This is a genomic window from Pseudomonas sp. PA15(2017), assembly GCF_001945395.1.
In the GTDB taxonomy this organism is placed as follows: Bacteria; Pseudomonadota; Gammaproteobacteria; order Pseudomonadales; family Pseudomonadaceae; genus Aquipseudomonas.
This window is the reverse complement of the sequence record NZ_MSXV01000037.1, coordinates 18,610-44,596: the sequence shown is the minus strand read 5'-3', so window position 1 is coordinate 44,596 and position 25,987 is coordinate 18,610. Positions and strand designations below refer to the sequence as shown.

26 protein-coding genes are annotated in these 25,987 nt (G+C 63.3%); 9 read left to right on the top strand and 17 right to left on the bottom strand.

The features are described 5' to 3' along the window. Positions 1-2 precede the first annotated feature (2 nt). The 3 genes from BVH03_RS11945 to BVH03_RS11935 all read right to left on the bottom strand — a co-directional run bounded on the left by BVH03_RS11945 (position 3) and on the right by BVH03_RS11935 (position 3,210). Positions 3-989: an extracellular solute-binding protein gene (locus BVH03_RS11945; protein WP_371915353.1), complete on the bottom strand. Its 987-nt coding sequence runs from the start codon at positions 987-989 to the stop codon at positions 3-5. 186 nt (positions 990-1,175) lie between these two features. Continuing rightward, positions 1,176-2,189 (bottom strand): NAD(P)-dependent oxidoreductase, encoded by a 1,014-nt coding sequence (locus BVH03_RS11940; protein ID WP_075961366.1) that lies wholly within the window; start codon positions 2,187-2,189, stop codon positions 1,176-1,178. A 106-nt stretch (positions 2,190-2,295) separates the two neighbouring features. After that, positions 2,296-3,210: a LysR family transcriptional regulator gene (locus BVH03_RS11935; protein ID WP_075961365.1), complete on the bottom strand. Its 915-nt coding sequence runs from the start codon at positions 3,208-3,210 to the stop codon at positions 2,296-2,298. A gap of 421 nt (positions 3,211-3,631) precedes the next feature. On the opposite strand from BVH03_RS11935, the gene BVH03_RS11930 reads away from it, so the two are divergent. The 3 genes from BVH03_RS11930 to BVH03_RS11920 all read left to right on the top strand — a co-directional run bounded on the left by BVH03_RS11930 (position 3,632) and on the right by BVH03_RS11920 (position 9,029). After that, entirely contained in the window at positions 3,632-5,269 is a 1,638-nt protein-coding gene (locus tag BVH03_RS11930; protein WP_075961364.1) for an amidohydrolase, read from the top strand. 99 nt (positions 5,270-5,368) lie between these two features. Next, on the top strand, positions 5,369-6,712 hold the full coding sequence (locus BVH03_RS11925; RefSeq protein ID WP_075961363.1) for an APC family permease: 1,344 nt from the start codon (positions 5,369-5,371) through the stop codon (positions 6,710-6,712). A gap of 370 nt (positions 6,713-7,082) precedes the next feature. Beyond that, positions 7,083-9,029 (top strand): bifunctional diguanylate cyclase/phosphodiesterase, encoded by a 1,947-nt coding sequence (locus tag BVH03_RS11920; protein WP_075961362.1) that lies wholly within the window; start codon positions 7,083-7,085, stop codon positions 9,027-9,029. Between the two features lie 149 nt (positions 9,030-9,178). On the opposite strand, the gene guaA is transcribed toward BVH03_RS11920, so the two are convergent. From guaA to BVH03_RS11900, 4 genes are all read right to left on the bottom strand, one after another. After that, positions 9,179-10,756 carry a glutamine-hydrolyzing GMP synthase gene (guaA, locus tag BVH03_RS11915; protein ID WP_075961361.1) on the bottom strand — a complete coding sequence of 526 codons (1,578 nt, stop codon included), beginning with the start codon at positions 10,754-10,756 and terminating at the stop codon, positions 9,179-9,181. Between the two features lie 76 nt (positions 10,757-10,832). Then, positions 10,833-12,302, bottom strand: coding sequence for an IMP dehydrogenase (gene guaB / locus BVH03_RS11910; RefSeq protein ID WP_075961360.1), 1,470 nt, complete (start codon positions 12,300-12,302; stop codon positions 10,833-10,835). A 224-nt stretch (positions 12,303-12,526) separates the two neighbouring features. Beyond that, the gene (locus BVH03_RS11905) at positions 12,527-13,063 is read right to left on the bottom strand and encodes a sugar ABC transporter ATPase (protein WP_075961359.1); all 537 of its coding nucleotides are present in this window, start codon (positions 13,061-13,063) and stop codon (positions 12,527-12,529) included. Positions 13,064-13,156: 93 nt separating this feature from the next. Next, positions 13,157-13,618 (bottom strand): multidrug/biocide efflux PACE transporter, encoded by a 462-nt coding sequence (locus BVH03_RS11900; protein WP_075961358.1) that lies wholly within the window; start codon positions 13,616-13,618, stop codon positions 13,157-13,159. Positions 13,619-13,703: 85 nt separating this feature from the next. Between BVH03_RS11900 and BVH03_RS11895 the strand changes: the two genes are divergently transcribed. The 3 genes from BVH03_RS11895 to BVH03_RS11885 are packed head-to-tail and all read left to right on the top strand — an operon-like array spanning position 13,704 to position 15,219. Beyond that, on the top strand, positions 13,704-14,579 hold the full coding sequence (locus BVH03_RS11895) for a LysR family transcriptional regulator (protein ID WP_075961357.1): 876 nt from the start codon (positions 13,704-13,706) through the stop codon (positions 14,577-14,579). A 15-nt stretch (positions 14,580-14,594) separates the two neighbouring features. After that, on the top strand, positions 14,595-14,852 hold the full coding sequence (locus BVH03_RS11890; protein ID WP_075961356.1) for a hypothetical protein: 258 nt from the start codon (positions 14,595-14,597) through the stop codon (positions 14,850-14,852). Between the two features lie 52 nt (positions 14,853-14,904). After that, positions 14,905-15,219 carry an NIPSNAP family protein gene (locus BVH03_RS11885; RefSeq protein ID WP_075961355.1) on the top strand — a complete coding sequence of 105 codons (315 nt, stop codon included), beginning with the start codon at positions 14,905-14,907 and terminating at the stop codon, positions 15,217-15,219. 650 nt (positions 15,220-15,869) lie between these two features. Here the strand turns inward: BVH03_RS11885 and BVH03_RS11880 are convergent. Then, positions 15,870-16,265, bottom strand: coding sequence for a DUF488 domain-containing protein (locus tag BVH03_RS11880; protein WP_075961354.1), 396 nt, complete (start codon positions 16,263-16,265; stop codon positions 15,870-15,872). Between the two features lie 66 nt (positions 16,266-16,331). On the opposite strand from BVH03_RS11880, the gene BVH03_RS11875 reads away from it, so the two are divergent. After that, entirely contained in the window at positions 16,332-17,003 is a 672-nt protein-coding gene (locus BVH03_RS11875) for a COG3650 family protein (RefSeq protein ID WP_075961353.1), read from the top strand. Positions 17,004-17,246: 243 nt separating this feature from the next. On the opposite strand, the gene BVH03_RS11870 is transcribed toward BVH03_RS11875, so the two are convergent. The 5 genes from BVH03_RS11870 to BVH03_RS11850 form a co-directional block, all read right to left on the bottom strand. Next, positions 17,247-17,438, bottom strand: a complete 192-nt coding sequence (locus BVH03_RS11870) for a DUF1289 domain-containing protein (RefSeq protein WP_075961352.1) — start codon at positions 17,436-17,438, stop codon at positions 17,247-17,249. Continuing rightward, positions 17,438-17,962, bottom strand: a complete 525-nt coding sequence (locus BVH03_RS11865) for a gamma carbonic anhydrase family protein (protein WP_075961351.1) — start codon at positions 17,960-17,962, stop codon at positions 17,438-17,440. The genes BVH03_RS11870 and BVH03_RS11865 overlap by 1 nt, the downstream gene beginning before the upstream one ends. 22 nt (positions 17,963-17,984) lie before the next feature. Beyond that, positions 17,985-18,587 (bottom strand): CoA pyrophosphatase, encoded by a 603-nt coding sequence (locus BVH03_RS11860; protein ID WP_075932716.1) that lies wholly within the window; start codon positions 18,585-18,587, stop codon positions 17,985-17,987. A 141-nt stretch (positions 18,588-18,728) separates the two neighbouring features. After that, a complete protein-coding gene (locus BVH03_RS11855; RefSeq protein WP_075961350.1) occupies positions 18,729-19,490 on the bottom strand; it encodes an ABC transporter permease in 762 nt (253 codons plus the stop codon). Continuing rightward, positions 19,487-20,413 carry an ABC transporter ATP-binding protein gene (locus BVH03_RS11850; protein WP_075961349.1) on the bottom strand — a complete coding sequence of 309 codons (927 nt, stop codon included), beginning with the start codon at positions 20,411-20,413 and terminating at the stop codon, positions 19,487-19,489. The genes BVH03_RS11855 and BVH03_RS11850 overlap by 4 nt, the downstream gene beginning before the upstream one ends. A gap of 248 nt (positions 20,414-20,661) precedes the next feature. Between BVH03_RS11850 and BVH03_RS11845 the strand changes: the two genes are divergently transcribed. Both BVH03_RS11845 and BVH03_RS11840 read left to right on the top strand, forming a co-directional pair. Then, entirely contained in the window at positions 20,662-20,973 is a 312-nt protein-coding gene (locus BVH03_RS11845) for an I78 family peptidase inhibitor (protein WP_075961348.1), read from the top strand. A 70-nt stretch (positions 20,974-21,043) separates the two neighbouring features. Next, positions 21,044-21,961, top strand: a complete 918-nt coding sequence (locus BVH03_RS11840) for a LysR substrate-binding domain-containing protein (RefSeq protein ID WP_075961347.1) — start codon at positions 21,044-21,046, stop codon at positions 21,959-21,961. A 45-nt stretch (positions 21,962-22,006) separates the two neighbouring features. Here the strand turns inward: BVH03_RS11840 and BVH03_RS11835 are convergent, their stop codons facing one another. The 4 genes from BVH03_RS11835 to mdcE form a co-directional block, all read right to left on the bottom strand. Continuing rightward, entirely contained in the window at positions 22,007-23,353 is a 1,347-nt protein-coding gene (locus tag BVH03_RS11835; protein ID WP_075961346.1) for an SLC13 family permease, read from the bottom strand. Positions 23,354-23,604: 251 nt separating this feature from the next. Continuing rightward, the gene (gene mdcH, locus BVH03_RS11830; protein ID WP_075961345.1) at positions 23,605-24,540 is read right to left on the bottom strand and encodes a malonate decarboxylase subunit epsilon; all 936 of its coding nucleotides are present in this window, start codon (positions 24,538-24,540) and stop codon (positions 23,605-23,607) included. Continuing rightward, complete coding sequence (locus BVH03_RS11825) at positions 24,537-25,169, bottom strand: malonate decarboxylase holo-ACP synthase (protein WP_075961344.1); 633 nt, start codon at positions 25,167-25,169, stop codon at positions 24,537-24,539. The genes mdcH and BVH03_RS11825 overlap by 4 nt, the downstream gene beginning before the upstream one ends. Positions 25,170-25,178: 9 nt before the next feature. Beyond that, the gene (mdcE, locus tag BVH03_RS11820) at positions 25,179-25,985 is read right to left on the bottom strand and encodes a biotin-independent malonate decarboxylase subunit gamma (RefSeq protein WP_075961343.1); all 807 of its coding nucleotides are present in this window, start codon (positions 25,983-25,985) and stop codon (positions 25,179-25,181) included. Positions 25,986-25,987: the final 2 nt, after the last annotated feature.

Sequence of the window (25,987 nt, the reverse complement as noted above, 5' to 3'; positions counted from 1 at the left end):
GATCAGTTCATACCCACTTCGCGTTGCAGCTCCAGAGCGTCCTCGGCCAGGCCGATCTGCGCAGCGGTGATGGCCGGCGGCTTGAGCTGGTCATAGGGTTTGAGCAGCGGATCGGCCGGCACCTTGGGGTTGACCGGGTATTCAGCGGACTGGGTGAGCACGGCCTTCTGGCCTTCTTCGCTGATCATGAAGGCGAGAAACTGTTGCGCCTCCTTCGGGTGCTTGCTGGCCTTGACCACGGCAGCACCGGAGACGCTCGACAGGCCACCGGCATCGCCATCGGCGAAGTAGTGCAGCTTGGATTTCAGCTCGCCCTTCTCTTTCTTCAGCGCTGTCCAGTAATAACTGTTGACCAGCGCCGCGCCGACCTCACCGTTCTCCACTGCCTTCATGGCGATCACGTTGTTGGTGTAGGTGGAGCCGAAGGCCTTGAGGCCGGTCAGCCATTCTTCGGCGGCTTCACGGCCGTCGAGGCGGATGACCGCGGCAGTCTGGCCGAGGAATTCGCCACTGCTCGGCACGAAGGCGATCTTGCCGGCCCACTCGGGGCCTGCCACTTCCAGCACGCTCTTTGGCAGCTCGGTTTCGGTGACCAGATCCGGGTTGTAGGCCAGCACGCGCACGCGCGAGGTGATGCCGATCCAGTTGCCGTTGTCATCGGAGAACTTGGCGTCGATCTGCTTGAGGGTGCTGTCATCGACCTTGGCCAGCAGGCCCTGGCTGCCGAGCTTGATCAGCGGCGGCGCTTCTTCGGTGTAGACGATGTCGGCTGGCGAGCGCTCGCCTTCCTCGGCGATCTGGTTAGCGAGCTGGCCACCGCCGCCCTTGCGGATCAGCACCTTGATGCCGGTCTTCTTCTCGAAGGCAGCCGCCACGGCCTTGCCGGTAGCCTCGTGCTGGCCGTTGTACAGGGTCAGGGTGACCGGATCCGCGGCATGGGCCGGGCCACTCAGCAGCAGGCCGCAGGACAGAACGCTGGCGCCGATCATGTGCGCCAATCCGGTTACTCGATGTACCGACATAAGCCTCTTCCCCTCGAAACAAATAGTTACCATGGATTATACGGGCCAACTGCGTTTGATTCTCAGGAAAATCCACCTGAAGCATTCGCCGTGATGAAAACCCAAAGGCGCGAATGGCCTGCACCATTCACGCCCTGCGCTGACGTTTACCGGCTAATCGTCGATCGGCTCCAGCTCACGCAGCTCGCCGCCTTCCTGCTGCAAGCGCTGCAGAAAGCGCGGGCGGTCCAGCAGTTGGTAAGGGAAGTACAGGCCGGGCCGCGTCGGCTGCTCGCCGTCCAGCCCCAGCAAACGTTCAACCACCATGGTCACGCAAAGGGCCGTCAGCAGTGCCGCGCCCTTTGGATGCACGACGGCATGCCGGGTGCGCAGCGGCTGGCCTTGCGGGTCTACACCGGTCAGCTCGATGAGGATTTCCGTCGACATCGCCCCGCCCTGGCGACGGGTGGAGCTGACGTCAATGGCCATGTTGAACTGCACGTTGGCAGCACCGGTTGCCGCGGCGAGGCCGACGACATCGACGGACGAGAACCCCGCCGCCTCGATAGGCGTGCCGTCCACGGCGTGAAAGCGCGCTTTCGCCTCGTCGCCTTCGCGCCACACATAAACGCCATCACGGCGCGTCAGTGCCGCCGGCAGCATCCGGTTCAGATGCTCGAAGTCGGCGGCGACGGTCGGCCCGCCGGTATCCTGCTCATCGACCAGGGCACCGAGGCGGATCTTATCGATTCGCCCGAACGCCTCGGCGGCATGCAGGGTCGACGCTGTCGTCGCGCCCACCAGCCATTCGTAGCCGAGCACGATGGGCGCAGCGTCGGGCGTGTGCATGTAGGTGGCGATTTCCGGCGCGATCTCGAATATCCCGGACGAGATGCTCAGGTGCGGTACACCGCGTTTCTGGGCAAACCGCAGCCCGGCCAAGGCGTGGTCCATATAGAACACCACCACCGCACTGACCGGCTGCTCGCCGAGGCCCAGGTCATCGGCTGCAGGGTCGATAACCACCGCCTGCGCATTGCCGATTCGCTGGGCGGCCTGCTGGGCCTTGGCCAGATCACGACCACCGATCAGCAAGGCAATATCGGGATGCTGGGCACGCAGCGCCGCAGCCGTGTGGCTACCGATGGCTCCAGAGCCACCCATCAACAGAATAGGGTCAACAGTCATACTGTACGTCCTCCGCTTGCTGACTTAACCTACCTTTAGTAGGAATCTGCAAACGAGCCAGCTAGACGACATCTAAGGCAGAGGATTGATCACGCTAGCGCGGTGGCTATGCCAAGCCCGAACCATGCGCCGCAAGATAGTCACGCAAATGCTCGATAAAGGCGTTGATCTTACGGGTCGCGCGGCGGGTGCTGGGATAGACGGCCAAGAGCCTTGAGCCCAAGTCGCGCTGATCGAAGCGGTAGTCGCCCAGCACAACCTGCAGCAGCCCCTCGCTCAAGTAGGGCAGCATGCTCCAGTACGGACATGGCATGATCCCCTGCCCGGCCAGACAAGCCTCGAGCAGCAGTTCCAGGTTGTCGCTGTTCAGGCGCCCCCGGTGCCTGATCAGGTGGCGCTGGCCGCCCTTTTCCAGGCACCAGCCCTCCCCCAGCGCGGCATGCCGGTAGACCAGCCAGTCGAAGTCGACCAACTGCTGCGGATGCTGCGGTATTCCTGCCCGCGCGAGATAGTCCGGGCTCGCGCACAGCACCGCGCGGCTCTCGCCGATGTCTTGGGCGATCAGCCCGGGCGAGTCGCTATGGCCGAGCCTCAGCGCCAGATCGTAGCGTCCGTCCATGAGGTCGACGTACTCGTCCGACAGATCGACCTCCAGGTAGATACCTGGATTCTTTTCCATGAAAGCGGCGCAGACGGCATTGAGAAAGGGTCGCCCGAAAGACAGCGGCCCACTGATCCTAAGGGCGCCCTGCAGACTCTGCTGCAGCTGGACGATTTCTTCTTCTCCCTCGCGAATCCGTGCAATCACATCTCGGGCAAGCTCCAGATACAGCGCTCCGGCCTCGGTCAACGCCATTCTTCGCGTGGTGCGCTCGAACAGCCGCACGCCCAGTTGCGTCTCCAGCAAGCGAGTGGCTTTGGCCACGCCCGATGGAGTCATGCCCAGCTGTTCGGCCGTGCGGCTGAAGCTGCGCGACTCGGCGGAGGCGACGAACAGTTGCATGGCACCGAGCTTATCCATGATTTAGTCCAAAAATTCTTAAAAGTTGTGACCAGGCCAGTCTAAATAATCGCGACTTCGAGCACTAATCTACGCCATGCAACCTGATCAACACCAACCGTTGCATGGCCGACGGCCAAGCACGTCAGCCCTGAGGCTGGGTGGCGGATATTGAACTCAAAAGGTCAATTGCTGCGGCCTCCAACTGAGCCCGACCGGGCAACGATAGGGAAGACCGCTTTCAGGCCCTGCACAAAACAACAATAAAAACAGGAAGCAACCACTTCATGGTGCACACCGACGCCTTGTCTCTCTGACCGCGACGACCTGGAAAACCACGATTTCCTGGCGCTGCACCCGCAATCCACCGACGCGTACCGACCGCCAACGACCTGAGCGGCCCGTTCGTACGCCCGCTCCTTCCCGTAGAACTGGAGTCACCATGTCCCGCACAGCCGAACTGATCATCACCCAGGCCAACATTCACACCATGGATGCCCACTGCCCGCGGGCCGAAGCCATCGCGATCCGTGATGGCCGAATCCTGGCGGTGGGTTCCAACCGGGACATCGAAGCACTGGCGAACTCCGGCACAAGGCGCATCGATGCCCAGGGCAGGCTCCTGCTACCGGGCCTGCAAGACACCCATGTGCACTTCCAGTTGAGCAGCGCCGACATGTACCACAGTGCCGACCTGTACGAAGCGCAGACCCTCGACGAGTTGCTGTCGACCATCCGTGACTTCGCCAAGGCGAACCCGAACAAGCTGTGGGTTCGCGGCGTCGGTTTCTCCACTTCACGCTTCACCCCCGAGCAGTTGACCAAAGAAGCGCTGGACAACGTGACCGATGGCCGCCCGGCGCTGATGTTCGCCAATGATTATCACAATGGCTGGGCCAACAGCGCTGCCTTTGCCGCCGCCGGCGTGCACCCCGGCAGCCCGGAGCCGGAGAACGGCAGCTACCTGCGCCTGGCCGACGGCACGCCCAAGGGCTGGCTGATCGAAGATGCCATCTGGGCCATGGGCCGCATCGCCCCGTCGTACACCGATGACGACTTCCTTGAGGCGATGGCCCACTACAGCAAGGTCTTCAACAGCCGCGGCATCACCGGCGTGCTCGATGCGATGGTCAGCCGCAACTACATGAAGAACTACCAGGCCTCCTTCGAGCGCGCAGACCTGACGCTACGCGTGCGCGCCACCTCCAAGGTGTTCGCCCACAAGCCACTGGCCGAGCAGCTCAACGACCTCATCGACCTGCGCCGCACCTACCAGGGCGACCGCGTGTCACTGCATTCGGCAAAGTTCTTTCTCGATGGCACGCTGGAGAACGGCACGGCCGTATTGCTTCAGCCACGTAGCGACAACGGCGGCAATGCCGAGCTGATGTTTACCCAGGAGCAGATCAACGAATATTTCGCGGCCTTCGATCGCGAGCGTTTTCAACTGCATGTGCACAGCATCGCCGATGGCGCCGTGCGCGCGGCCATCGACGGGATCGAATACGCCCGCAAGCATAACGGCACATGGGATGCCCGTCACCAGTTGGCCCACCTGCAGGTCGTCGAACCGAGCGACATTCCACGGATGCGCGAACTGGGCATCCTCGGCAACTTCCAGACCCTTTGGGCGCAACCCATCCCGGACACCGACCGCATTGCCGACGCCATGCTTGGTCCAGCGCGCACGCCTTGGATCTACCCCATCGGCGAATGTATCCGCCAGGGCGTGACCTGCATGCTCAGCAGTGACTGGGGTGTGACCTCCTTCGACCCCTTCCAGATCATCCAGTGTGCGGTCACCCGACAAGACCCGACCGCCGGTGAACATGGGCCTGTGCACACCCCGCAGCACCGCATCAGCGTCGAAGACGCGATCAGTGGTTACACCATCAACGCCGCCCATGCGGCTTGGCGCGATGACTGCACGGGCAGCCTGAGCGTGGGCAAATACGCCGACCTGATCATTGTGGATCGCGACCTGTTCAGCATCTCGCCCTACGACATCGGCCAGACCCAGGTTCTGCTGACCTTGCTGGAAGGCCAGGAGGTTCACCGCCACCAGCAGTTCGGCGGCTAAGTCGAGGTCCGCGCCATCCGCACAGGCCAGCCACATCGCTCACCGGCACTCGCCGGCGGTGTGAGTTGCACAACGACAATGAAAAATCTGGAGTCCAGCATGGGCCTCTCAATCAGCACCGCTACCGAACAAGGCGCCCCCACTCTGCGCCGCACCTTGCGCATGAAGGATCTCGTCGCCTACGGCCTGGTCTACATCGCCCCGATGGCGCCGCTCACCACCTTCGGTTTCGTATGGGACGCCTCCGGCGAGCTGATCGCCCTGGCCTACCTGCTCGGCGCGCTATGCATGTATTTCACCGCGCAGAGTTACGTCGCCATGTCTGCCAAGGTTCCGTCCTCGGGCTCGGTGTATGGCTTCACCCGGCACAGCCTTGGCGAAGTCCCGGGCTTTATCGCCGGCTGGCTGATTCTGCTGGATTACCTGCTGATCTCGGCGCTGGTGTTCCTGGTCATGTCGATCGGCTTGCAGACCCTGCTGCCGAACCTCGATCGCACGTTGAGCATTCTCGGCCTGGTGGCGCTCTGTCTGGCGGTGAACTGGGCGGGCATCGCGGTGACCACCCGGATGAGCCTGGTGTCGGCGGCCATCCAGTTCGTGGTCATGATCGTGCTGATCATCCTGGCGCTGTATGCGCTTTCCGATGGCAAGGGCGCTAGCGCACTGACGGCCGCTCCGTTCTACGATGCCAGCCAGTTCGACCCGATGAAGATCTTCGCGGCCACCTCAATCTGCGTTCTGTCATTCCTGGGCTTCGATGCCATTACGACGCTCTGCGAAGAGGCCAAGAGCGATGACCGCCGGATGATCGGGCGAGCGATCTTCATCGTCCTGGGCATCTGCACCCTGGTGTTCGTCGGCGGCACCTGGGTGCTGGGCAACCTGATGCCCGGCATCACGATCGACGATCCGTCCAGTGCGATCTATCAATTGCTGACCGTGCAGATCAGCCCCTTTAGTACGCTGGCGGTGGCCTGGATCATCGCGCTGCTGACCGGCTTCACCAATGTGCTGCCCATGCAGGTCGGCGTATCGCGGGTGCTCTGCGCCATGAGCCGCGACCGCCAACTGCCCGGCATTCTGACTCGGCTTAACCCCAAGAACGGCACGCCTCAGGTCGCCTTGCTGTTCTCTACGCTCATTTCCCTGGCCGTGGCCATCGCCATACGCAACGACATCGACACCCTGGCGACCTTCGTGAATTTCGTTGCCCTTTCGGCTTTCGCCCTGTTGCACGTTTCGGTGCTAGTGCAGTTCGCCATCAAGGAGAGAAGCCGCCTCTTCGCCCATTGGATCGTGCCAATCGTGGGCATCGTCGTGGTGCTGGTAATCCTCCAGAGCATGAACCGCAGCGTACTGGAACTGGGTGCCGTCTGGCTGCTGATCGGCTTTGTGTACGGCCTGTTCCTACGTCAAAAAGGCCGAGCGGCACTGGAGGTCTGAGCGGTGAAGGCAAGAATCTGAGCAACAAGCCTTACGCCAAACTCCACCCGCATCTGCCAGCCCCGAAGCTCGCCATCGCGCGGGCTTTTGATTTATCTGTCTCTGCGTCGCATCCCAAACGCCAAACGCTGTAGACGACAGCTCTCCTGCCTGCCAATTGCTCATGCAGCGCAATGGCGCCTGCCTTACTGGCAATTTATTGCGACCAGCGCACGGAACGAAATCAAAGTGCCACTACTCATAAGATTGCAGTAATTTGAGGACCGGCCGATACGATCACACGAAAGCAGGATTCGGCCCTGCGTTGTACAGACTGGAAAGAACAATCCGTTCGGTTATTCAGCTGGTTGTATTTTCAGAGCGACGCCTGATGAAGAAAACACTGCTGGCCGTGCGAGCGTTGATGTCCGTCCCCAAGGACAACCCCGGCCTGGTCAAGGCGCAATACAGCGCGCTGGCTCGCCAATTGCCGATGATGTATTTCATCCTGCTGGTCAACACGCTGCTGCTGGCCGGCACTCACTTTGCGGTCGCGCCACGCTGGCTGGTGGTGTACTGCCCAGCGGTCATGACGTTGTTCGGCGTGATTCGTACGGTGGAATGGATCCGCACGCGCAAGCAGACGCGCAGTCCGGCACAGATGCTGACGGCGCTGAAGCGCACCAACATGCTCGCGCCATTCGTGGCCGTTGCCTTCACCGCCTGGTCGCTGGCACTGTTTCCCTACGGCGACGGCTACACCCAGGCGCATGTCGCCTTTTACATGGCGATCACCGTCATCGGCTGCATTTTCTGCATGATGCACCTGCTGCCAGCCGCCCTGGCCACCACGGCAGTGGTCAACACCGCGTTCGTGGTGTTCTTCGCGTCGACCACTATCATCACCTTCGTCGCCACCGCGATCGACGTGCTGCTGGTGTCCATCGCCATGCTGGTCATCCTCAAGGTGCAGTACGCCGACTTCACCCGGCTGGTGAACATGCAGGCGCACACGGCGAAACTCAGCGAGGAGAACCTTCACCTGGCCAATCAGGACAGCCTCACCGGGCTGGCCAATCGGCGGCAGTTCTTTTCTCGCCTCGATACGCTGTTGGCCCGCGCCCGTGAGCAGGAGACCCGGCTGGCCGTGGGGCTGATCGACCTGGATGGCTTCAAGCCGGTCAACGACCTGTATGGTCACAGCGTTGGTGACAGGCTGCTCTATCAGGTTGGCCAGCGCCTGACCGGGTTGCTCGACGACGACACACACCTGGCCCGGCTGGGCGGCGACGAATTCGCCCTGATCATCACCCAGCCCATGAGCGACGACCAGTTGCGCACCTTTGGCGAAAAAGTCTGCGCCAGCATGCGCGAGCCGTTCCTGCTCGTGGACATACCCATCCAGATCAGCGCCTCACTGGGCATCGCCACCTTCCCCGATCAGGCAGCCAGCGCCACCGAGGTGTATGAATACGCCGACTATGCCCTCTACCAGAGCAAGCGCCACCGCCCCGGCACGGTGTGCCTGTTCAGCGCCGCCCATCGCCAGCAGCTCAACCGTGAAGGGTTGACCGAACAGGCCCTGCGCCGTGCCGATCTGAACGATGAGTTTCACGTGGTGTTCCAACCCATCGTGGAGCTTGGCAGTGAACGAACCATCGCGTTCGAGGCACTGGCACGCTGGCAAAGCCCGGAGTTGGGTAACGTGTCGCCCAGCGAATTCATCCCGATTGCCGAACGCGTCGGCATGGTCAATCGCCTCACCGTGCCGCTGCTTGGCAAGGCGCTGGAAGCGGCCGCGAGCTGGCCTGCCGGGATGCGCCTGTCGTTCAACCTGTCGGCCCACGACTGCGGTTCGGAAGACGCCGCCCAGCAGATCGTCGAGCTGATCAAACGCAGCCCGTTCGACCCGGCCCGTATCGACCTGGAAATCACCGAAACCGCCGCCATCCAGGATCTGCCGCAAACCCAGCAGGCGATCCGCCGGTTTCGCGAACTGGGCTGCGGCATTTCCCTCGACGACTTCGGCACCGGCTACTCCAGCCTGAGCCAGATCCACGCGCTGTCGCTGACCAAGCTGAAGGTGGATCGCACCTTCGTCACCCACATCGACGCCGACCCGGCCAGCTTCAAGATCGTCAAATCCCTGATCGCCCTGTGCCAGGACATGCAGCTGGAATGCATCGTCGAAGGCGTGGAAACCGCCGCAGAACTCGCCGCCTTGAAAAACCTCGGCTGCGCCTGGGCCCAGGGCTACCTGTTCGCCAAACCCATGCCGGCCAGCGAAATCGGCGCCTGGCTCGAAGGCGAGCAACTGGCCAGGGCGAAGGCGGTTTGATGCGCCGGTAGGGCGAGGCGTAACCCTCGCCTCATGTCCCGAAAGCAGCAAACGCCATCCGAACTTGCCAGCCCAAAACGCCAAAAGCCCGCATTACGCGGGCTTTTGGTTTTATGACCACTGACTACCGGCCTAGACCGGACGCGGGATCACTCCCACTCGATGGTCGCTGGCGGCTTGCTCGATACGTCGTAGGTGACGCGGGAGATGCCGTCGATTTCGTTGATGATCCGGCCGCTGACGATTTCCAGCAGCTCGTAGGGCAGGTGTGCCCAGCGTGCGGTCATGAAGTCCACGGTTTCCACGGCGCGCAGGGCGACGACCCAGGCGTAGCGACGGCCGTCACCGACCACGCCCACCGAGCGTACCGGCTGGAACACCACGAAGGCCTGGCTGGTCTTGTGGTACCAGTCGGCCTTGCGCAGTTCTTCAATGAAGATGTGGTCGGCGCGGCGCAGGATGTCCGCGTATTCCTTTTTCACTTCACCGAGGATGCGCACGCCCAGGCCCGGTCCCGGGAACGGGTGGCGGTAGACCATGTCGTACGGCAGGCCCAGCTCCAGGCCGATCTTGCGCACTTCGTCCTTGAACAGTTCACGCAGTGGCTCGACCAGCTTGAGGTTCATTTCCTCCGGCAGGCCGCCGACGTTGTGGTGCGACTTGATCACGTGGGCCTTGCCGCTCTTGGCACCAGCCGACTCGATCACGTCCGGGTAGATGGTGCCCTGGGCGAGGAATTTGATGTTCGGCAGCTTGCTGGCTTCGGCGTCGAACACGTCGATGAAGGTGCGGCCGATGATCTTGCGCTTCTTCTCCGGGTCAGCTTCGCCGGCCAGATTGTCGAGAAATTGCTTTTCAGCGTCGGCGCGGATCACCTTGACACCCATGTTTTCCTTGAACATGGCCATCACCTGGTCACCTTCGTGCAGACGCAGCAGGCCGTTGTCGACGAACACGCAGGTCAGCTGGTCGCCGATGGCGCGATGCAGCAGCGCGGCGACCACCGAGCTGTCGACACCGCCGGACAGGCCCAGCAGCACGTTGGCGTCGCCGACCTGCTCACGCACCTGGGCGATGGCGTCTTCGACGATGTTGGACGGCGTCCACAGCGCTTCGCAGCCGCAGATGTCCTGCACGAAACGGGTGAGGATGCGACCGCCCTGCTTGGTGTGGGTCACTTCCGGGTGGAACTGCACGCCGTAGTAACCGCGAGTGTCGTCGAACATGCCGGCGATCGGGCAGCTCGGGGTGCTGGCCAGCACGTTGAACTGGCTCGGCAGCTGGGTGACCTTGTCGCCGTGGCTCATCCATACGTCCAGGCCCAGCACGCCGTCGGCGTCGACATGGTCTTCGATGCCGTCGAGCAGCTTGCTCTTGCCGACCACGTCGACGCGGGCATAGCCGAACTCGCGCAGGTCGGAGCCTTCGACCTTGCCGCCCAGTTGCTCGGCCATGGTCTGCATGCCGTAGCAGATGCCCAGCAGCGGTACGCCGAGGTCGAACACGGCCTGGCGCGCGCGCGGGCTGTCGGCTTCGTGAACCGACTCGGGGCCGCCGGCGAGAATGATGCCGCGCGGGGCGAAGGCACGGATGTCCTCGTCGGACATGTCCCAGGGATGCAGTTCGCAGAACACCCCGATCTCGCGCACGCGGCGAGCGATCAGCTGGGTGTACTGGGAACCGAAGTCGAGGATCAGGATACGGTGAGCGTGAATGTCGAGGGCCATGACTCTGTTCTCGTCAGTGGAAGCAGAAACAACGCGGGGCTGTCGATACAGCCCCGTTGAAAGGTGATGCTGGGAATCAACCGACCCGGTAGTTCGGGGCCTCTTTAGTAATCTGCACGTCGTGGACGTGGGATTCGGCCATGCCGGCACCGGTGATACGCACGAACTCGGGCTTGGTGCGCATCTCGTCGATGGTCGCGCAACCGGTGTAGCCCATGGAGGCACGCAGGCCGCCCATCAGCTGATGGACGATGGAGCCCATGGCGCCTTTGTAGGCCACACGGCCTTCGATACCTTCGGGAACCAGCTTCTCGGCACCAGCGGCGGAATCCTGGAAGTAACGATCCGAGGAGCCCTGAGCCTGGGACATGGCGCCCAGCGAACCCATGCCGCGGTAGGCCTTGTAGGAGCGGCCCTGGAACAGTTCGATCTCGCCTGGGGCTTCTTCGGTACCGGCCAGCATCGAGCCGATCATCACGGCGGAGGCACCAGCGACGATGGCCTTGGACAGGTCACCGGAGAAGCGGATGCCGCCGTCGGCGATCAGCGGGATGCCGCTGCCTTCCAGCGCAGCGGCGACGTTGGCCACGGCGGAGATTTGCGGCACGCCGACGCCTGCAACGATACGGGTGGTGCAGATCGAGCCCGGGCCGATGCCGACCTTGACCGCGTCAGCGCCAGCTTCGGCCAGTGCCAGGGCAGCAGCGCCGGTGGCGATGTTGCCGCCGATCACCTGGATGTCCGGGAAGTTCTGCTTGACCCAGCGCACGCGCTCGATCACGCCCTTGGAGTGACCGTGGGCGGTGTCGACGATGATCACGTCGACACCGGCATTGGCCAGCGCGGCTACGCGGTCACCGGTATCGGCGCCGGTGCCGACCGCAGCGCCGACGCGCAGACGCCCCTGGTCGTCCTTGCTGGCCAGCGGGTAGGCCTTGGCTTTTTCGATGTCCTTGACGGTCATCATGCCCTTGAGCGTGAAGGCGTCGTCGACGATCAGCACTTTCTCGATGCGGTGCTTGTGCAGCACGTCGCGAACGGCTTCCTTGGCGGCGCCTTCCTTGACGGTGACGAGGCGCTCCTTGGGCGTCATCACGTCACGCACCAGGGCATCCATTCGGGTCTCGAAGCGCACATCGCGGGAGGTGACGATACCGACCAGGTCGCCATTGCTCAGCACCGGCACACCGGAGATGTTGTTCTGGCGGGTCAGCTCGAACAGGTCGCGCACGGTGGCGTCGGCCTCGATGGTGATCGGGTCCTTGACCACGCCAGACTCGAACTTCTTGACCTTGCGCACTTCAGCGGCCTGCTGCTCGATGGTCATGTTCTTGTGGATGATGCCAATGCCGCCTTCCTGCGCCATGGCAATGGCCAGGCGGGCTTCGGTGACGGTATCCATGGCCGCGGAAAGCAGCGGGATATTCAGCTCGATGCCGCGGGTAAGGCGAGTCTTGAGGCTTACGTCCTTCGGCAGAACGTCGGAGAAACCGGGAATGAGAAGAACGTCGTCGAAGGTAAGGGCTTCTTGACTGATACGCAGCATGGCGGGGGCTCCCAGGCGGGAAAATTGGAAGCGCGCCATTATACCGAGTCGGCTGCTGTCACTCAATGTAAAGAATGGGAATGACCGTTCGGCGTTTAATCGAAACGATTGTCGCAGAGCGGGGAACCGAAGCGCATTCGTGTAGCCTGAACTATCTCAGGCTCAAGGAAGAGCTCCCCTTTTCGTTCGAAAGCAGCAACTTCGTCGAGCGGTCGACGCCTCGCTCAAGCCTCCACCACCGTCACCGGATAGCCCAACCGCTCGGCGAACTCTTCGAGAAAAGCCGCAGTGAATCGCGCCTGCGCCCAGCCATTGAAGATGAAGCCCAGGTTGGAAAACCCGCAGGGCTGCAGAAACAGAAAGCCATTGATGTCGTCTTCATGCCCGCACAGCGGACAGGTGAAGTTATCGGTCTCGCCGGGCATCCATTCGTCCAGGCTCTCGAAAAGCGCTTCGCCGATTTCCTGCCGGCATTCCGGGCAACCGGCTTCCTCGAGAAAAGCCTCGGTGGGCGTATAGATGCAGCGTCGGTAAATGACTTCCAGGCCATTGACCGGCTGATCGAATGGCAACCCCTCGGCCGCCTCCACCACTCGGCTGGCTCCCGGCGCGATGGCGTAGGCCATGCCGCTACGCCCGCAGGTGGTCGGCAGCGCGGCGACAATGTCGCGCTTGGCCAGCCAACGCAGAACCTGCTGCGCCTTGCGCTCGTGACCGGGAAAACTGGAAATGCGCGGAACAATGATGCTTTGCGTGGCCATGCCGACTCTGGAGTAGCGAAAACCGCGCAGCTTAGTGGCAGCCGCCGGTCGGCTACAAGCCGGCCGGGACTGACGGCCATGCGCGCTCGGCCATCAGGGGCATGCCAGCGAGCGCGCCTGGCGCCGGCTGAAATAGCGCTCGCGCAGTTTGTCGTAGGCCAGGTTGTAGCCCAGGGTGTACGGCAGGAAGAACAGGATCAGGCCGATTTCCAGGAAAAACGCTTCGACCAGGCTGATCGACAGCCACCAAGCTCCCAGCGGCACCAGCAACATGATCAGACCGACCTCGAACAGCAGCGCGTGGCTGATCCGCGCCCACAGACCGCGCTCGAAGCCAATGTATCGCTGCGCGATGTCGAACAGGATGTTGAAGACCATATTCCAGAGCATGGCGACGGCCGAAACCATCAGGGTAAACACGCCCATATGCACCAACGACTTATCCATGACCCAGGCCAGCAGCGGTGCCGACAAAATCACGGCGATCACTTCGAACAGGATGGCATGCAATACGCGCTCCTTCATGGAGCGCCGGGCAACGTTGGACTGCTTCATTTCAGACTCGCCAGATAAGATCGATGACGCTATTCTCATCGGTAAAACTGCCATTTAAAAGTTAACTGCCATCGGCTTAACCGATATGAACCCTTCTCCAGAATCACTTCACGCTTTCGCGCAGGCGGCCGCTACCGGCTCGTTCAGCGCTGCCGCCAGGCGCCTGGGCAAAAGCCAGTCGACAATCAGCGAGGCGATTTCGCGCCTGGAGGTCGAGTTGGACGTCACGCTGTTCGAGCGCGGCGCCCGCCAGCTGACGCTTACCGATGCCGGCGCCAGCCTGCTGAGCCATGTCGAAGACGTGCTGGCTGCCTCCGATCGCCTGCTGCGCCAGGCCAGCCAACTGGCTTCGGGCCTGGAGCCCAAGCTGACGCTGGTACTCTCCGATGCCTACCAGACCAGCCAGTACCAGGCGCGCTTGGTGGAGCTCGACGAATGCTATCCGGACCTTGAGTTCGAGTGTTTCTTCGCCGAGCACGCCGACGTGCTCGATCTGGTCGGCCAGGGCCGCGCGCACCTGGGCCTGCTCGCCGCCCAGGCCACCTACCCACCCGAATTCGCCCACGCGAGCCTGGCAGACGCAGCAGACTTCGGCCTGTTCGTCGCCAAGGGCCACCCGCTCAGCCAGTTGCCGCGCGCCACCTTCCAAGACCTGATGCACTGGCGCGTAATGCGCCTGAGCAGCGTGGCGGCCCGCCACGGTGAGCTGGACGACCTGCCCGGCAGCGGTGGCCGCTGCTGGTCCGCGCCGGACTACCTGCTGCTTCTGGAAATGGCAGCCCTGGGTTTCGGCTGGGCCGCCCTGCCCCGCCAGCTGGTGCAGAACCACGGTGGCGACGGGCTACATGAACTGAAGGTCAACGGCTGGCCGAAGCAGGTGCCCGTCGATGTGGTCTGGTCACGCGCGCGACCGCTGGGCCCAGCGGCTTCGTGGCTGCTGGAGCGTCTGTTGAATGCGTGAAGGTGGCTGGCTGTTGTGAAGAGCTATACGCCAATCGATCTCGAGCGCCGCAGCTTCACAGGCCTGCGCTGCGTGTTTCTGTCGATCACCGCGCTGACACTGGGTGGATCGCTGTACGCCTTGATCGCAACGGACTTCAATCTGTGGCTGGCAGGCTTTCTGCTGCTGCCCAATGGTCTGCTGATTTACCTCGGCGTCTTCGCCAAGGACAACACCCTGCGCACCACCCACGAAACGCTGAAGGATCTCGGCCAGACCTTTGGCTGCCCCTGATGCGGGGCATCGCTGCGCGCGTTATGCTGCCCGCCCCGTCAAGGAGAAGACCATGATCACCTGTTACCTGCGCTACATCATCGACCCGTACCAGTTGGCCGAATTCGAGCACTACGCCAAATTGTGGATTCCCCTGGTGGAGAAATTCGGCGGCCAGCACCACGGCTATTTCCTGCCATCCGAAGGCGCCAACAATGTGGCCCTGGCGCTGTTCAGTTTCCCCAGCCTGACGGCCTACGAGGACTATCGCGAGCGCTCCATGCAGGATGAAGAATGCCTGGCCGCCTTCGCCTACGCCCAGCAGAACCGCTGCATCCTCAGCTACGAGCGCAGTTTTCTACGCCCGGTTGGCGTCGAAGCTCGTTAACGATCCTTGGGTTTCTGGGAGCTTGTGGCCGGTGAATCGACTGCGATAAAGCAGAACCGGCCGTTCGCCGAACCATTGTGGGAGCGCGCCATGCGCGCGAAAAATCGCGGGCATGGACTGGGCGTCCCCGCCCGCTCCCACGGATAACCGCCAATCCATAGAGTGGATCTGGGCGCTTGGCCGGTGTTTCACCTGCGCGGCCTGCCTCATCCACCGCCCTGCAATCGCGGTGGTGGACAAAGAGCGTGGCTGCTGCAAGGCAGAAGCGGCCGTTCCCCGATCCACTGTGGGAGCGCGCCATGCGCGCGAAAAATCGCGGGCATGGACTGGGCGTCCCCGCCCGCTCCCACAGATAACCGCTAATCCATAGGGTGGATCTGGGCGCTTGGCCGATGCTTCACCTGCGCGGCCTGCCTCATCCACCGCCCTGCAATCGCGGTGGTGGACAAAGAGCGTGGCTGTTACAAGGCAGAAGCGGACATCCAGCGAACTCGTGGGAGGGGCGTTAGCCCCGAGTTTTTATCAAGGCAAACAAAGAGCTCGGGGCTAAAGCCCCTCCTACAAAAGCCACGCATTCACAGGCTGCTTCCGCGACGTTATGGTCACTACATACGCAATTATCGCGAATGATCCTATACAGCACCCAAGCCCTACAGCTCGCCGGCGTAGCACACGGGCGAGCTGCTCGCGCCCTGCCGATCCAGTTCATCCTCGAGAAAATCCTGCAGCACGCGCGCATTGTTGCGCTCCTGATCACGGGCGGCGTAGAGCAGCGTCACGCTGCCTGCACCGGCACGCGCCAGCAGGCCCTGCCAGTGCTCTGGGTGGGCCGCCAGTTCGCGGCGATAGCCCTGACTGAATGCTTCGAACGCACCAACCCGATGGCCGAACGCCCGGCGCAACGCGGTGGACGGCGCCACCTCGCGCAGCCACGCATGGTGCTGCAGTCCAGCCTTGCTCACGCCCCGCGGCCACAACCGATCGACCAGTACCCGGTAGCCGTCGGTATCTTCAGCTGGCTCATAAACCCGCTTGCAGCAAATCATTGTCAGGCCTCCTTGAGATTGCCCCACGGCCTCGGTAACGTGGCCGCTCGCCAGACGGAGAGCCCCATGCACATCAGCCGTAAACTCCTAGTGTTCGCCCTGCTGCCGCTGTTCGCCAGTTGTCAGGTGTACAAGAGCAAACCTGCGGATGCGGAAAAAGCCCAGACGCGCCTGCAGGGCGAGCTGACTCGCGAAAACGGCCAGCTGTGGCTCAAGCCCTGCGAGGATCCGCGCCGCTTCGCGATTGCCGAAGGCACCACCACCATCACCCAGGATGCCAGCGAATTGCTGGGCGATGGCCACTCGGCGCTGTTCGCCGATCTGCGCGGGGTCATGGGCTCGACCCAGGTCAGCGGCGCCGATGGCGCGATGCAGGTCAGCCGCGTGTACCGGCTGCAACCCGAGGGGCACGGCTGCGACGACCCCAACTTCAAACGCACCCTGGTGCGCGCCGCAGGCCAGGAGCCGTTCTGGAGTGTGACGGTCAGTAATCAGGGCATGGTGCTCAGTGGCCCGGACCACGAGCCGCTGGCGTTGCCTTACATGGAAGAACAACTGCCAGAGGGCCGTATCAACCTGACCAGCGAAGCCAACGGCGAACGCGTGGAGCTGTGGCTCTCGCCGCAACGCTGCGTGGACAGCATGAGCGGCGCGGTGCAGCACATGAGCGCCCAACTGCGCCTCAATGGCAAGCTGATGCGCGGCTGCGCCGCGTTTGGCGGCGCACGCAACGACTGAACAATGAGCAGGGATGCGCCAAAGGCAGCGCATCCTGTTAGATGCCTACCCGCGTTTTCTGGCTTGAATTCATCTCTTTGGACTGCAGAGGGGCGGGAGAGGCCATTGGTGGAGTATTTGTGGGAGCGGGCCATGCCCGCGATTTTTCGCGCGCATGGCGCGCTCCCACAGTGGATCAGCGAGCGGCCGCTTCTGCCTTGTAGCAGACTATTGATGTCGCTTAAAAAGACCGTGAACAGATCCTTAAAGCAAAATGCCCTTGTCGCGGGCCCGCTCGTGGCAAAGCTGCAGCACCTGACGACGCTCGTCGTTTGCCATGCGGCTCCAGCGGGTGATCTCGTCGACGTTGCGCTGGCAACCGATGCAGATGTCTTCTTCGTCCAGCGCACAGACATGCACGCAGGGCGAGGCGACCGGGCGTTCGAGGGTCTGCATCAGTCGTCCTGCTCGGCCAGTTCGGCGGCGTAGCGCTTGGCGTTGTGCACGTAGTGAGCGGCACCGGCCTCGAGCATCTTTTTCTGCGGCTCGGTGAGCTCACGCACCACCTTGCCCGGCGAGCCCACCACCAGCGAGCCATCGGGAATTTCCTTGCCCTCGGCGATCAGCGCGTTGGCGCCAATGATGCAGTGCTTACCGATACGCGCACCGTTGAGCACCACGGCGTTGATGCCGACCAGGCTGTAATCGCCCACCGTGCAGCCATGCAGCATGGCGTTGTGGCCAACGGTCACGCCGGTGCCCAGGGTGAGCGGCGAGCCCGGATCGGTGTGCATCACCGCGCCGTCCTGCACGTTGCTGTTCTGGCCGATATGAATGAGTTCATTGTCACCACGCAGCACGGCGCCGAACCACACGCTGGCGCCTTCATCCAGACGCACGTTGCCAATCACCGTGGCGTTGGGGGCGATCCAGCTTTGCGGATGCTGTTCGACGCGGGCTTTGCCCAGGCGGTATTTCATGACGGAAGTCTCGCAGGCAGGTTCACTTGAGGTGAATGTAGTGCTCGGGCGGGCGGCGCATGTCGATGTCAGCGTCGTAAACCAGGTTGACCAGCTCAACCAGCATGATCGCCGTCAGCCCCCAGATCTTGTATTCGCCATAGCGATAGCTCGGCACGTACCAGCTTTGCCCGAGGTAATCGATGCGATGGGTGACTTCGCGGGGGTCGTCGCGGAAGAATACCAGCGGCACCGAGAACACTGCGGCGATCTCGCCATCGTTGGCCTGGTAATCGACGAAATCCGGTACCACGCCGACGTAAGGCGTGACCTGAATACCGTGCCGGGAAACCAAGGTGCCCAGCGGGCCGACGATCTCCACCAGCCCGGGCGGCAGGCCGATTTCCTCCTCGGCTTCGCGCAGGGCGGTTTCGATCAGATCACGGTCCTCCGGATCACGCCGGCCACCGGGAAAGGCGACTTCGCCACCGTGGGTGGACAGGCCGCTGGCGCGCAACGTGAGCACCACTTCGGGCTCGTCGCTGCGGGTGATGGGCACCAGCACCGCCGCTTCGGGAAAGCCCTCCTGGGTTTCCATGAAACGTGGGCTGTAACCACGAACGCGTTGGAGTAACTCGTCCAGCATGGGCATTCTCGGCATTCTTCTGCGCCGGATAATGGCATGAAAAAAGCTCGGAACCCACCCTTCAACACTGACGAAAAGCTCGCGAGCTAGGATCATGCGAGCCTGTTTTTAACGCAGCAGGGCCGACGCGCAGCAGCTTTTTCAACTTTTCAGGCGATAACCTGTTTTGAAAATCCACCCCACGGTCAGAATGCAGACCAGCAGAAAGCCCAGGATCATGCCCAGGCTGACCATCACGTTGACGTCCGACACGCCGTAGAAGCTCCAGCGGAACGCGCTGATCAGGTACACCACCGGGTTGAACAGGGTCACCGTCTGCCATACCGGCGGCAGCATGCTGATCGAGTAGAAACTGCCGCCGAGAAAGGTCAGCGGCGTGACGATCAGCGCCGGGACGATCTGCAGCTTTTCCCAGCCATCGGCCCACACGCCGATGATGAAGCCGAACAGGCTGAAGGTCAGCGCCGTGAGCACCAGGAAGGCCAGCATCCACAGCGGATGCAGAATCTCGAAATCGACGAACAGCCGCGCCGTGGCGAGGATGATCAAACCGAGCACGATGGACTTGGTGGCCGCCGCGCCGACGTAACCGACGAGAATCTCCAGGTAGGAAATCGGCGCCGACAGCACTTCGTAGATGGTTCCCGAATACTTGGGCATGTAGATGCCGAACGAGGCGTTGGAAATGCTCTCGGTCAGCAGCGCCAGCATGATCAGGCCGGGAATGATGAAGGCGCCGTAACTGACGCCGTGCACCTGGGTCATGCTCGAGCCGATGGCCGAGCCGAACACCACGAAGTACAGCGAGGTGGTAATCACCGGCGTGGCGATGCTCTGCAGCACGGTGCGCCAGGTGCGCGCCAGCTCGAACAGGTAGATGGCGCGGATCGCGTAGAAATTCATGCCTGCTCCTTCACCAGACTGACGAAAATATCTTCCAGCGAGCGTTCGCTCGACTGCAGGTCCTTGAAGGCGATGCCGTGCTGGGCCAGGGCCTGCAGCAGCTCGGCGATGCCGGTGTCGTCCTGCTGGCCGTCGAAGCTGTAGACCAGCTCATGGCCGTCATCACGCAGTTGCAGCTCATCGCGCTGCAGCGCTGGCGGCAACTCGGCGAGCGGCTGCTGCAGGTGTAGGGTCAGTTGCTTCTGGCCGAGCTGGCGCATGAGAGTGTCCTTGTCCTGCACCAGAATGATCTCGCCCTTGCGGATCACGCCGATGCGGTCGGCCATCTCCTCCGCCTCCTCGATGTAGTGAGTGGTGAGGATGATGGTCACCCCGCGCTCGCGCAGCTTGCGCACCATTTCCCACATGTTGCGGCGCAGTTCGACGTCGACGCCGGCGGTGGGCTCGTCGAGAAACAGGATCTCCGGCTCGTGGGACAACGCCTTGGCGATCATTACTCGGCGCTTCATGCCGCCGGACAGCTCCATGATCCGCGCGTCCTTCTTCTCCCACAGCGACAGGTCGCGCAGCAGCTGCTCAAGATAGGCGTTGTCCGGCGCCTTGCCGAACAACCCGCGGCTGAAGCGCACCGCCGCCCACACGCTCTCGAACCCTTCGTTGAACAGCTCCTGGGGCACCAGGCCGATCTTCGAGCGGGCCGCACGGTAGTCACGCAATATGTCGTGACCAGCTACCGTGACCGAACCGCTGCCCGGATTGACGATGCCGCAGATGATGCTGATCAGCGTGGTCTTGCCAGCCCCATTGGGGCCGAGCAGCGCGAAGATCTCGCCTTTGCGGATATCCAGGTCGATGGATTTGAGCGCCGGGTGGCCCGACGCATAGGTCTTGTTCAACTGCTGAATGGAAATGACCGGTTGCACGGTACGCCTCGATCCTGAAAACAGCGGGCCATTGTAAAGAAATGTTGCCCTGCGCGCTGAGCCGCCTGACGCCCCTGCCCGTGCCGGTGCAAGATCGGCTGCCGGTAATGGGCGAGAAAATACCGGTCGCCCGCCCAGGCGAGCATGCTGCGATTGTCTGAATTCGGAACACGGGCACGACAACCGAGTCCGATACACGGCACACTCACGCACTTCACCGCGAACTCTTCACATACAAGGATCATGCAATGGCTTTCAAACACCTGATTGGCGGCGCCGCTTTGCTCGCCCTGCTCGCCGGCTGCAGTTCGACCGACACAGCATCCACCCAGGCGTCGAAACCCGCCAACAGCAACGGCAAATGCAGTGCCGAAGCCGCACAGAACCTGCTCGGCCAAGTGGCCACCGCCGAAATCGTCGAACGGGCCCGCGAGCAATCCGGCGCACGCACTGCCCGCGTGCTGTCGCCCGGCGACATGGTGACCCTGGACTACGACTCCCAGCGCCTGAACATCGACATCACCGAAGCCGAAGTCATCGAGCGCATCGCCTGCGGCTGATTCGCCACGGCGCGGTTGATCTGCGGCCCAATCGGGCCACTTCCATATCACAAGGGTTTGGATCTGGCCCATGCAGATCGATGAGGAACTGACGCTCAGGAAGCTGGAAATCTTCCTGGCGTTCATGCGCAGCGGCAACCTGGCCCGTGCGGCCAGCGAGCTGAACACCAGTAACGTCAGCGTGCACCGCGCCATCCACTCGCTGGAAAACGCGCTGCGCTGCCCGCTGTTCAAGCATCAGGGGCGCAACCTGATCCCGCTGGAAAGCGCCTATGTGCTGGAAGAAAAAGCCCAGAAGCTGATCCAGGATGCCGAGGAAATGGTGCGCCTGGCCCGCGAAGCAGCGGGGTTCGGGGCCGAGCGTTTCAAACTTGGCGCACTTTATTCGCTGACGGTGAAAACCGTACCGCAACTGATCATGGGCCTCAAGCTGCGGCGCAGCGAGCTGAACATCGACCTGATCCTCGGCTCCAACGTCGACCTGATGTACAAGCTCAAGAACATGGAGCTGGACGCCATTCTCATCGCCCTGGATGACAGCGTCAGCGATCCGGACTGCGAACAGCTGCCACTGTTTTCCGATGACATCTTCCTGGCAGCGCCCAACGATTCGCCCTTCGCCGAGCACGCCGAGGTGGACCTGGCAGATCTCTGCGACGACACCTTCATCACCCTGACCCAGGGCTATGCGACCTTTCGCGATGGCACGCGGGTGTTCGAGCAGGCCGGCTTCGAGCCCAAGGTGGCGATGCAGGTGAACGACATCTTCACCCTGCTCAGCATGGTCAGTTCGGGAGTGGGCTACGCCCTGCTGCCGGGGCGCATCGCGGCGGTGTACGAGAACCGTGTCAAGTTGATTCCCTTGCAGGCCAAGTATCACCTGCAGCAGCACATCGGCGTGCTATTCCTGAAAGCCAAGGAGCGCGACCCCAATCTGCTCGCGCTGCTGGCCGAATGCCGCATGTACAGCCTGGGGCAGACGGCCTGATACGGGATGGCAGATGACGACTCGCGGTCGTCACCTGCCCCCGGTTTACATCCAGCCCGGCACCACGAACAGCAGCCACGCCAGCAGCGGACCGAACGCCACCACCAGGCCGCTGTAGATCAGGAAGCGACGGAACAGGGCTTCGCGCTCTTCCTTCGCGGCCGACGCCACCACCAGCGCGCCGTTGGTGGAGAACGGGCTGACGTCCACCACGGTCGAGGAGATCGCCAGCGCGCAGATCACCCCGGCGGCGCTGAGTTGGCCCTGCATCAGGAACGGCACCGCAAGAGGGATCGTAGCGCCCAGTACCGCCGCCGATGACGCGAAGGCAGAGACGATGCCACCGACATAGCAGACCAGCAGCGCCCCCAGGAGCGGAATGCCGATGGCACTGACGCCGTGGCCGACGAAGTCCACCGCACCGGCTTTCTGCAGCACGGCGACATAGGTCACCACGCCGCTGATCAGCAGTACCGTGGACCAGCTGATGCCATCCACCGCGCCCTTCTGCGCAGACGGCGAGATGATCGCGATGGCCACGGCGACGGTGATCGCCACCAGACCGACGTTGAGGTCATAGGCCAGTGCAGCGATACCCAGGCCCAGCAGGCCGACCAGGGTGATCAGGTGGTCGCGGTTGATGCGCACTTCGTCCAGTGCCTGCGGATCATTGGACAGGGTGCCACCACCGGCGCTGACCACCGCACCATGGCCCTCGATGGCGAACTGGCGCGACGAAGCCTGGACGCCGGCGATCAACGGCTCATCGACCACGGCACGTCCACGGCGCAGCAGTGCGATGCCACCAAAGGCAAAGAAGCAGATGAACGCCATCAGCAGGTTGAAACCAAGGCTGGTGAGAAATACGGCCATTTCTGTCACCTCCAGCCCGGCCTTCTGCACCACCTGATTGGTGATGCCGCCATACACGCTGATCGGCGAGAAGCCACCCGCCTGGGCGCCGTGAATCACCAGCAGGCCCATCATCAGCGGGTTGATCTGGTACTGCTTGGCAAAGCGCAGCGCCACCGGCCCGATGATCGCCACCGCCGCCGGGCCCAGCGCGCCGAACGCGGTGAGCACTGCCGTGACGACGAACATCACCCACGGAATGGCCACGATATGGCCGCGCACGCCCTTGACCGCCCAATGCACCAGCAGGTCGATGGTGCCGTTCTTCTGGGCGATGGCGAACAGATAGGTGATGCCGACCAGGGTCAGGAACAGATCGGCAGGAAAGCCCGCCAGGACCTCCTTGCCCCCCATCCCGACCCAGATGCCGCCGACGATGAAAGCCAATGCAAAACCGACGGCCCCCATGTTGATGGGCAGTGCCGTGGCCACGATGAACATGATCACCAGGCCGATGATCGTTGCGATTTCCGGACTCATACGCCCTCCCGATACACCTGGTTGGTTTCATCCGATGGCGACCGGCCATCCATGGGTGCTGCCTGGCCGTGCGCCGCTGCATACGTCATGGGTGCACCTTGGCGGTTGCCTTGGGGTGCGCGGCGGCCAGCAGCCGGTTGGGGCCGCAAGGGGTAAGGATGGCGCGTGGAGTTCGTCGGTGGGCGATCATCGTTGTTATCCTCGTTGACGCATCGAAGTTATTGTTTTTGTGCTTCGGCAATCGGACGTCGTTATCGGCTCCCGCTCACCTCCTGACGCAGCAGCGCCTGCAGGGTGTCCAGGCGCGCGCCCTGAAAGGCGACGACCATTGCCGGCTCGAACACCCGCCGGGCCAGGCCACTGAGCACGCTGCCCGGCGGCAGTTCGAGGTGCAAGCGCACGCCCCGCTCGAACGCCGTTTGCAGAACGCCGGCCCAGTCGACGATCCGGCACATGTTGTTGGCCAGGTCGTCACGCAGGGCCTCGGGCTCGCTCAACAGCCGCGCGGTAGTGCCGCTCAGGTAGCGAATGGCAGGGCGCCGCAGTGCGACATCGGCGAACGCCTCGCCCAGCCTTGCCGCCGGTTCGGCGAGCAGCACGCAATGCGAGGGCACGCTGACCGCCAGCGGCTTAACCGCCCCTGCCCCGGCCGCCCGGGCGCGGGCGCCCACGGCCTGCATCGCCATGTGGCTGCCGGCGATCACCAGCTGGTTTTCGGCATTGATGTTGGCCAGGAAAACGGGCGACAGCGGGCCATTCACTTCGGCCAGCAGGCACTCGATGGTATTCAGGTCGAGGCCGAGAATCGCCGTCATGCCGTAGCCCTCGGGATACGCCTGTTGCATCAGCTGGCCACGCAGGGCAACCAGCCGCAGCGCATCGGCGAAACTCAGCGCATCGGCGGCCACCGCCGCCGCATACGCGCCGATGGACAGGCCGGCGACGTAATCGGCCGACAGGCCACGGGCCTTCAACAGACGCGCTCCCGCCACCCCGGCGATCAACAGGCACAGCTGGACGGCGCGGGTGCTTTGTAACGCCTCGGCAGAATCCAGCTCCGCAAATGGCTGGCCAAGCACTGCCTCGGCTTGCGCGAGGCACGCCTCAACGATGGGGTCAGCCGGCAAGCTGTGCAGCATGCCGGGCTGCTGCGCGCCTTGGCCGGGGAAGGCCCACAAGGTGCTCATGCCGCCACCTGCTGCAGCTGCCACGGATCGCTGACCAGCAGCGGACCGCCTTGGGCCTTCAGCAGGACACGCGGCGCCTCGTCGGCCCATTCGCGCAGTGCCACGGCGCCCTGGGACGTTTCCAGTTGCAGGTCGATACGCCCCGGCGCGCCATCCAGCAGGCGGCAAAGGCTACGGGCCCACTCCCGAGACAGTGGGTGGGGGGCGCGTAGCGACAGGTCGAGATCGCTGTGCGGGTGCGCGGCTGCGATGCCGCTGGCCAGTTCGAAGCCCAGGCTGCCGGTGACGCCCCAGGCCAGGCCCTGGGCATCGAGACGCGGCGCCAGCTGGCTGAGCGCCCGCAGCGCTGGCCAATGCGCCTGCGCATGACGGTGCCAGCCCTCGGCCCTGGCGACCGCCTGGGGGCTGACCAGACGACTGATATCGGTCAGGCGCATCCAGGCCGCATACCGTTGTTCGCGCGCAGCGCCGCGTACGCCCACCGCGACCCAACCAGGCTCGGCTGGCGCACGACGCACCACCACCGGCACATGCCCGCCCAGAGCCGCGCGAGCCCAGGCCGGTGCCTCCTGCGGCAGGTGCTCGGGGCGCAGCCCCCAGAGCAGGTCATGTGGACGAGGGCCATGCATGATCGGCTCCTACCACTGCGCGCGCAGCAATTCGCGCACCCGCGAGGAGGCCGCGCGGTTGGCGGCGCCCAGGCGGTTGCGCAAATCACGGGGGCTGGCGGCGATGTCGGCCAGGGCACGGCTCAGGGCGTGCTGCACGCGGCTCAGGTCGGCCGCCGTGGGCTGCGTCACCTGCTCCACGTCGAGCACCTCGGCGAGCAGGCCGAGCGAGGCGTAGTTATCCAGGTCGTAAGCCATTGGTGGCACGCTGGCGGCCAGCGCCTCCAGCTCGTCGACGCTGCGCAGGGTGATGCGCGCGGCGGCAGCCTTGCCCATGGCATGCACCATCACCCCGGCGTCGCGCAGGGCAATCAGCCGATTGGCCTGGTAGCCGTGAGCGAGAAAGGCGCCGGACATGGCCTTGCCGACCAGCAAGCCGATCACCCCATGGCCGGCCAAGCGGGCACGGGCATAGGCGTCCACCGCGCCGGCCAGGGCCTGATGGATGCCGTAGGCTTCTTCGCGGCGGCCATAGGCCTGGCTCGGCACGTCGACGATGGCGATCAGCGCTCGCTTGTGCGCCTTTTCGCGATCCGCCTCGATGGCTTCATCGACCGCCTGGGCCAGGCCCCAGCCTTCGAGCAGGCCGACCTCGCCGTTGCGGGCACGGGGAAAGGGATTGTCGGCATCGGCGATCACCGCCAGATAGCGCACCGGCTGGCCGGCCAGCTCGCCGTCGGCTACCTGCAGCGAGGCGGGCAGCCCGGAAATCGGCTGCGCCTTGCCGGCCAAGGCGTTGAACCAGTGCAGGCCGCGTTGTTCCAGTGCAGTGGTCATGT

Coding starts and splice junctions, on each gene's coding strand:
- mdcE (WP_075961343.1), bottom strand. CDS start 25,985: ATGACCACTGCACTGGAACAACGCGGCCTGCACTGGTTCAACGCCTTG.
- BVH03_RS11885 (WP_075961355.1), top strand. CDS start 14,905: ATGATCACCTGTTACCTGCGCTACATCATCGACCCGTACCAGTTGGCC.
- BVH03_RS11900 (WP_075961358.1), bottom strand. CDS start 13,618: ATGAAGCAGTCCAACGTTGCCCGGCGCTCCATGAAGGAGCGCGTATTG.
- BVH03_RS11945 (WP_371915353.1), bottom strand. CDS start 989: ATGATCGGCGCCAGCGTTCTGTCCTGCGGCCTGCTGCTGAGTGGCCCG.
- BVH03_RS11845 (WP_075961348.1), top strand. CDS start 20,662: ATGGCTTTCAAACACCTGATTGGCGGCGCCGCTTTGCTCGCCCTGCTC.
- BVH03_RS11940 (WP_075961366.1), bottom strand. CDS start 2,189: ATGACTGTTGACCCTATTCTGTTGATGGGTGGCTCTGGAGCCATCGGT.
- guaB (WP_075961360.1), bottom strand. CDS start 12,302: ATGCTGCGTATCAGTCAAGAAGCCCTTACCTTCGACGACGTTCTTCTC.
- BVH03_RS11865 (WP_075961351.1), bottom strand. CDS start 17,962: ATGAAATACCGCCTGGGCAAAGCCCGCGTCGAACAGCATCCGCAAAGC.
- BVH03_RS11925 (WP_075961363.1), top strand. CDS start 5,369: ATGGGCCTCTCAATCAGCACCGCTACCGAACAAGGCGCCCCCACTCTG.
- BVH03_RS11875 (WP_075961353.1), top strand. CDS start 16,332: ATGCACATCAGCCGTAAACTCCTAGTGTTCGCCCTGCTGCCGCTGTTC.
- BVH03_RS11855 (WP_075961350.1), bottom strand. CDS start 19,490: ATGAATTTCTACGCGATCCGCGCCATCTACCTGTTCGAGCTGGCGCGC.
- BVH03_RS11840 (WP_075961347.1), top strand. CDS start 21,044: ATGCAGATCGATGAGGAACTGACGCTCAGGAAGCTGGAAATCTTCCTG.
- BVH03_RS11860 (WP_075932716.1), bottom strand. CDS start 18,587: ATGCTGGACGAGTTACTCCAACGCGTTCGTGGTTACAGCCCACGTTTC.
- BVH03_RS11825 (WP_075961344.1), bottom strand. CDS start 25,169: ATGCATGGCCCTCGTCCACATGACCTGCTCTGGGGGCTGCGCCCCGAG.
- mdcH (WP_075961345.1), bottom strand. CDS start 24,540: ATGAGCACCTTGTGGGCCTTCCCCGGCCAAGGCGCGCAGCAGCCCGGC.
- BVH03_RS11920 (WP_075961362.1), top strand. CDS start 7,083: ATGAAGAAAACACTGCTGGCCGTGCGAGCGTTGATGTCCGTCCCCAAG.
- guaA (WP_075961361.1), bottom strand. CDS start 10,756: ATGGCCCTCGACATTCACGCTCACCGTATCCTGATCCTCGACTTCGGT.
- BVH03_RS11935 (WP_075961365.1), bottom strand. CDS start 3,210: ATGGATAAGCTCGGTGCCATGCAACTGTTCGTCGCCTCCGCCGAGTCG.
- BVH03_RS11870 (WP_075961352.1), bottom strand. CDS start 17,438: ATGCAGACCCTCGAACGCCCGGTCGCCTCGCCCTGCGTGCATGTCTGT.
- BVH03_RS11895 (WP_075961357.1), top strand. CDS start 13,704: ATGAACCCTTCTCCAGAATCACTTCACGCTTTCGCGCAGGCGGCCGCT.
- BVH03_RS11930 (WP_075961364.1), top strand. CDS start 3,632: ATGTCCCGCACAGCCGAACTGATCATCACCCAGGCCAACATTCACACC.
- BVH03_RS11835 (WP_075961346.1), bottom strand. CDS start 23,353: ATGAGTCCGGAAATCGCAACGATCATCGGCCTGGTGATCATGTTCATC.
- BVH03_RS11905 (WP_075961359.1), bottom strand. CDS start 13,063: ATGGCCACGCAAAGCATCATTGTTCCGCGCATTTCCAGTTTTCCCGGT.
- BVH03_RS11880 (WP_075961354.1), bottom strand. CDS start 16,265: ATGATTTGCTGCAAGCGGGTTTATGAGCCAGCTGAAGATACCGACGGC.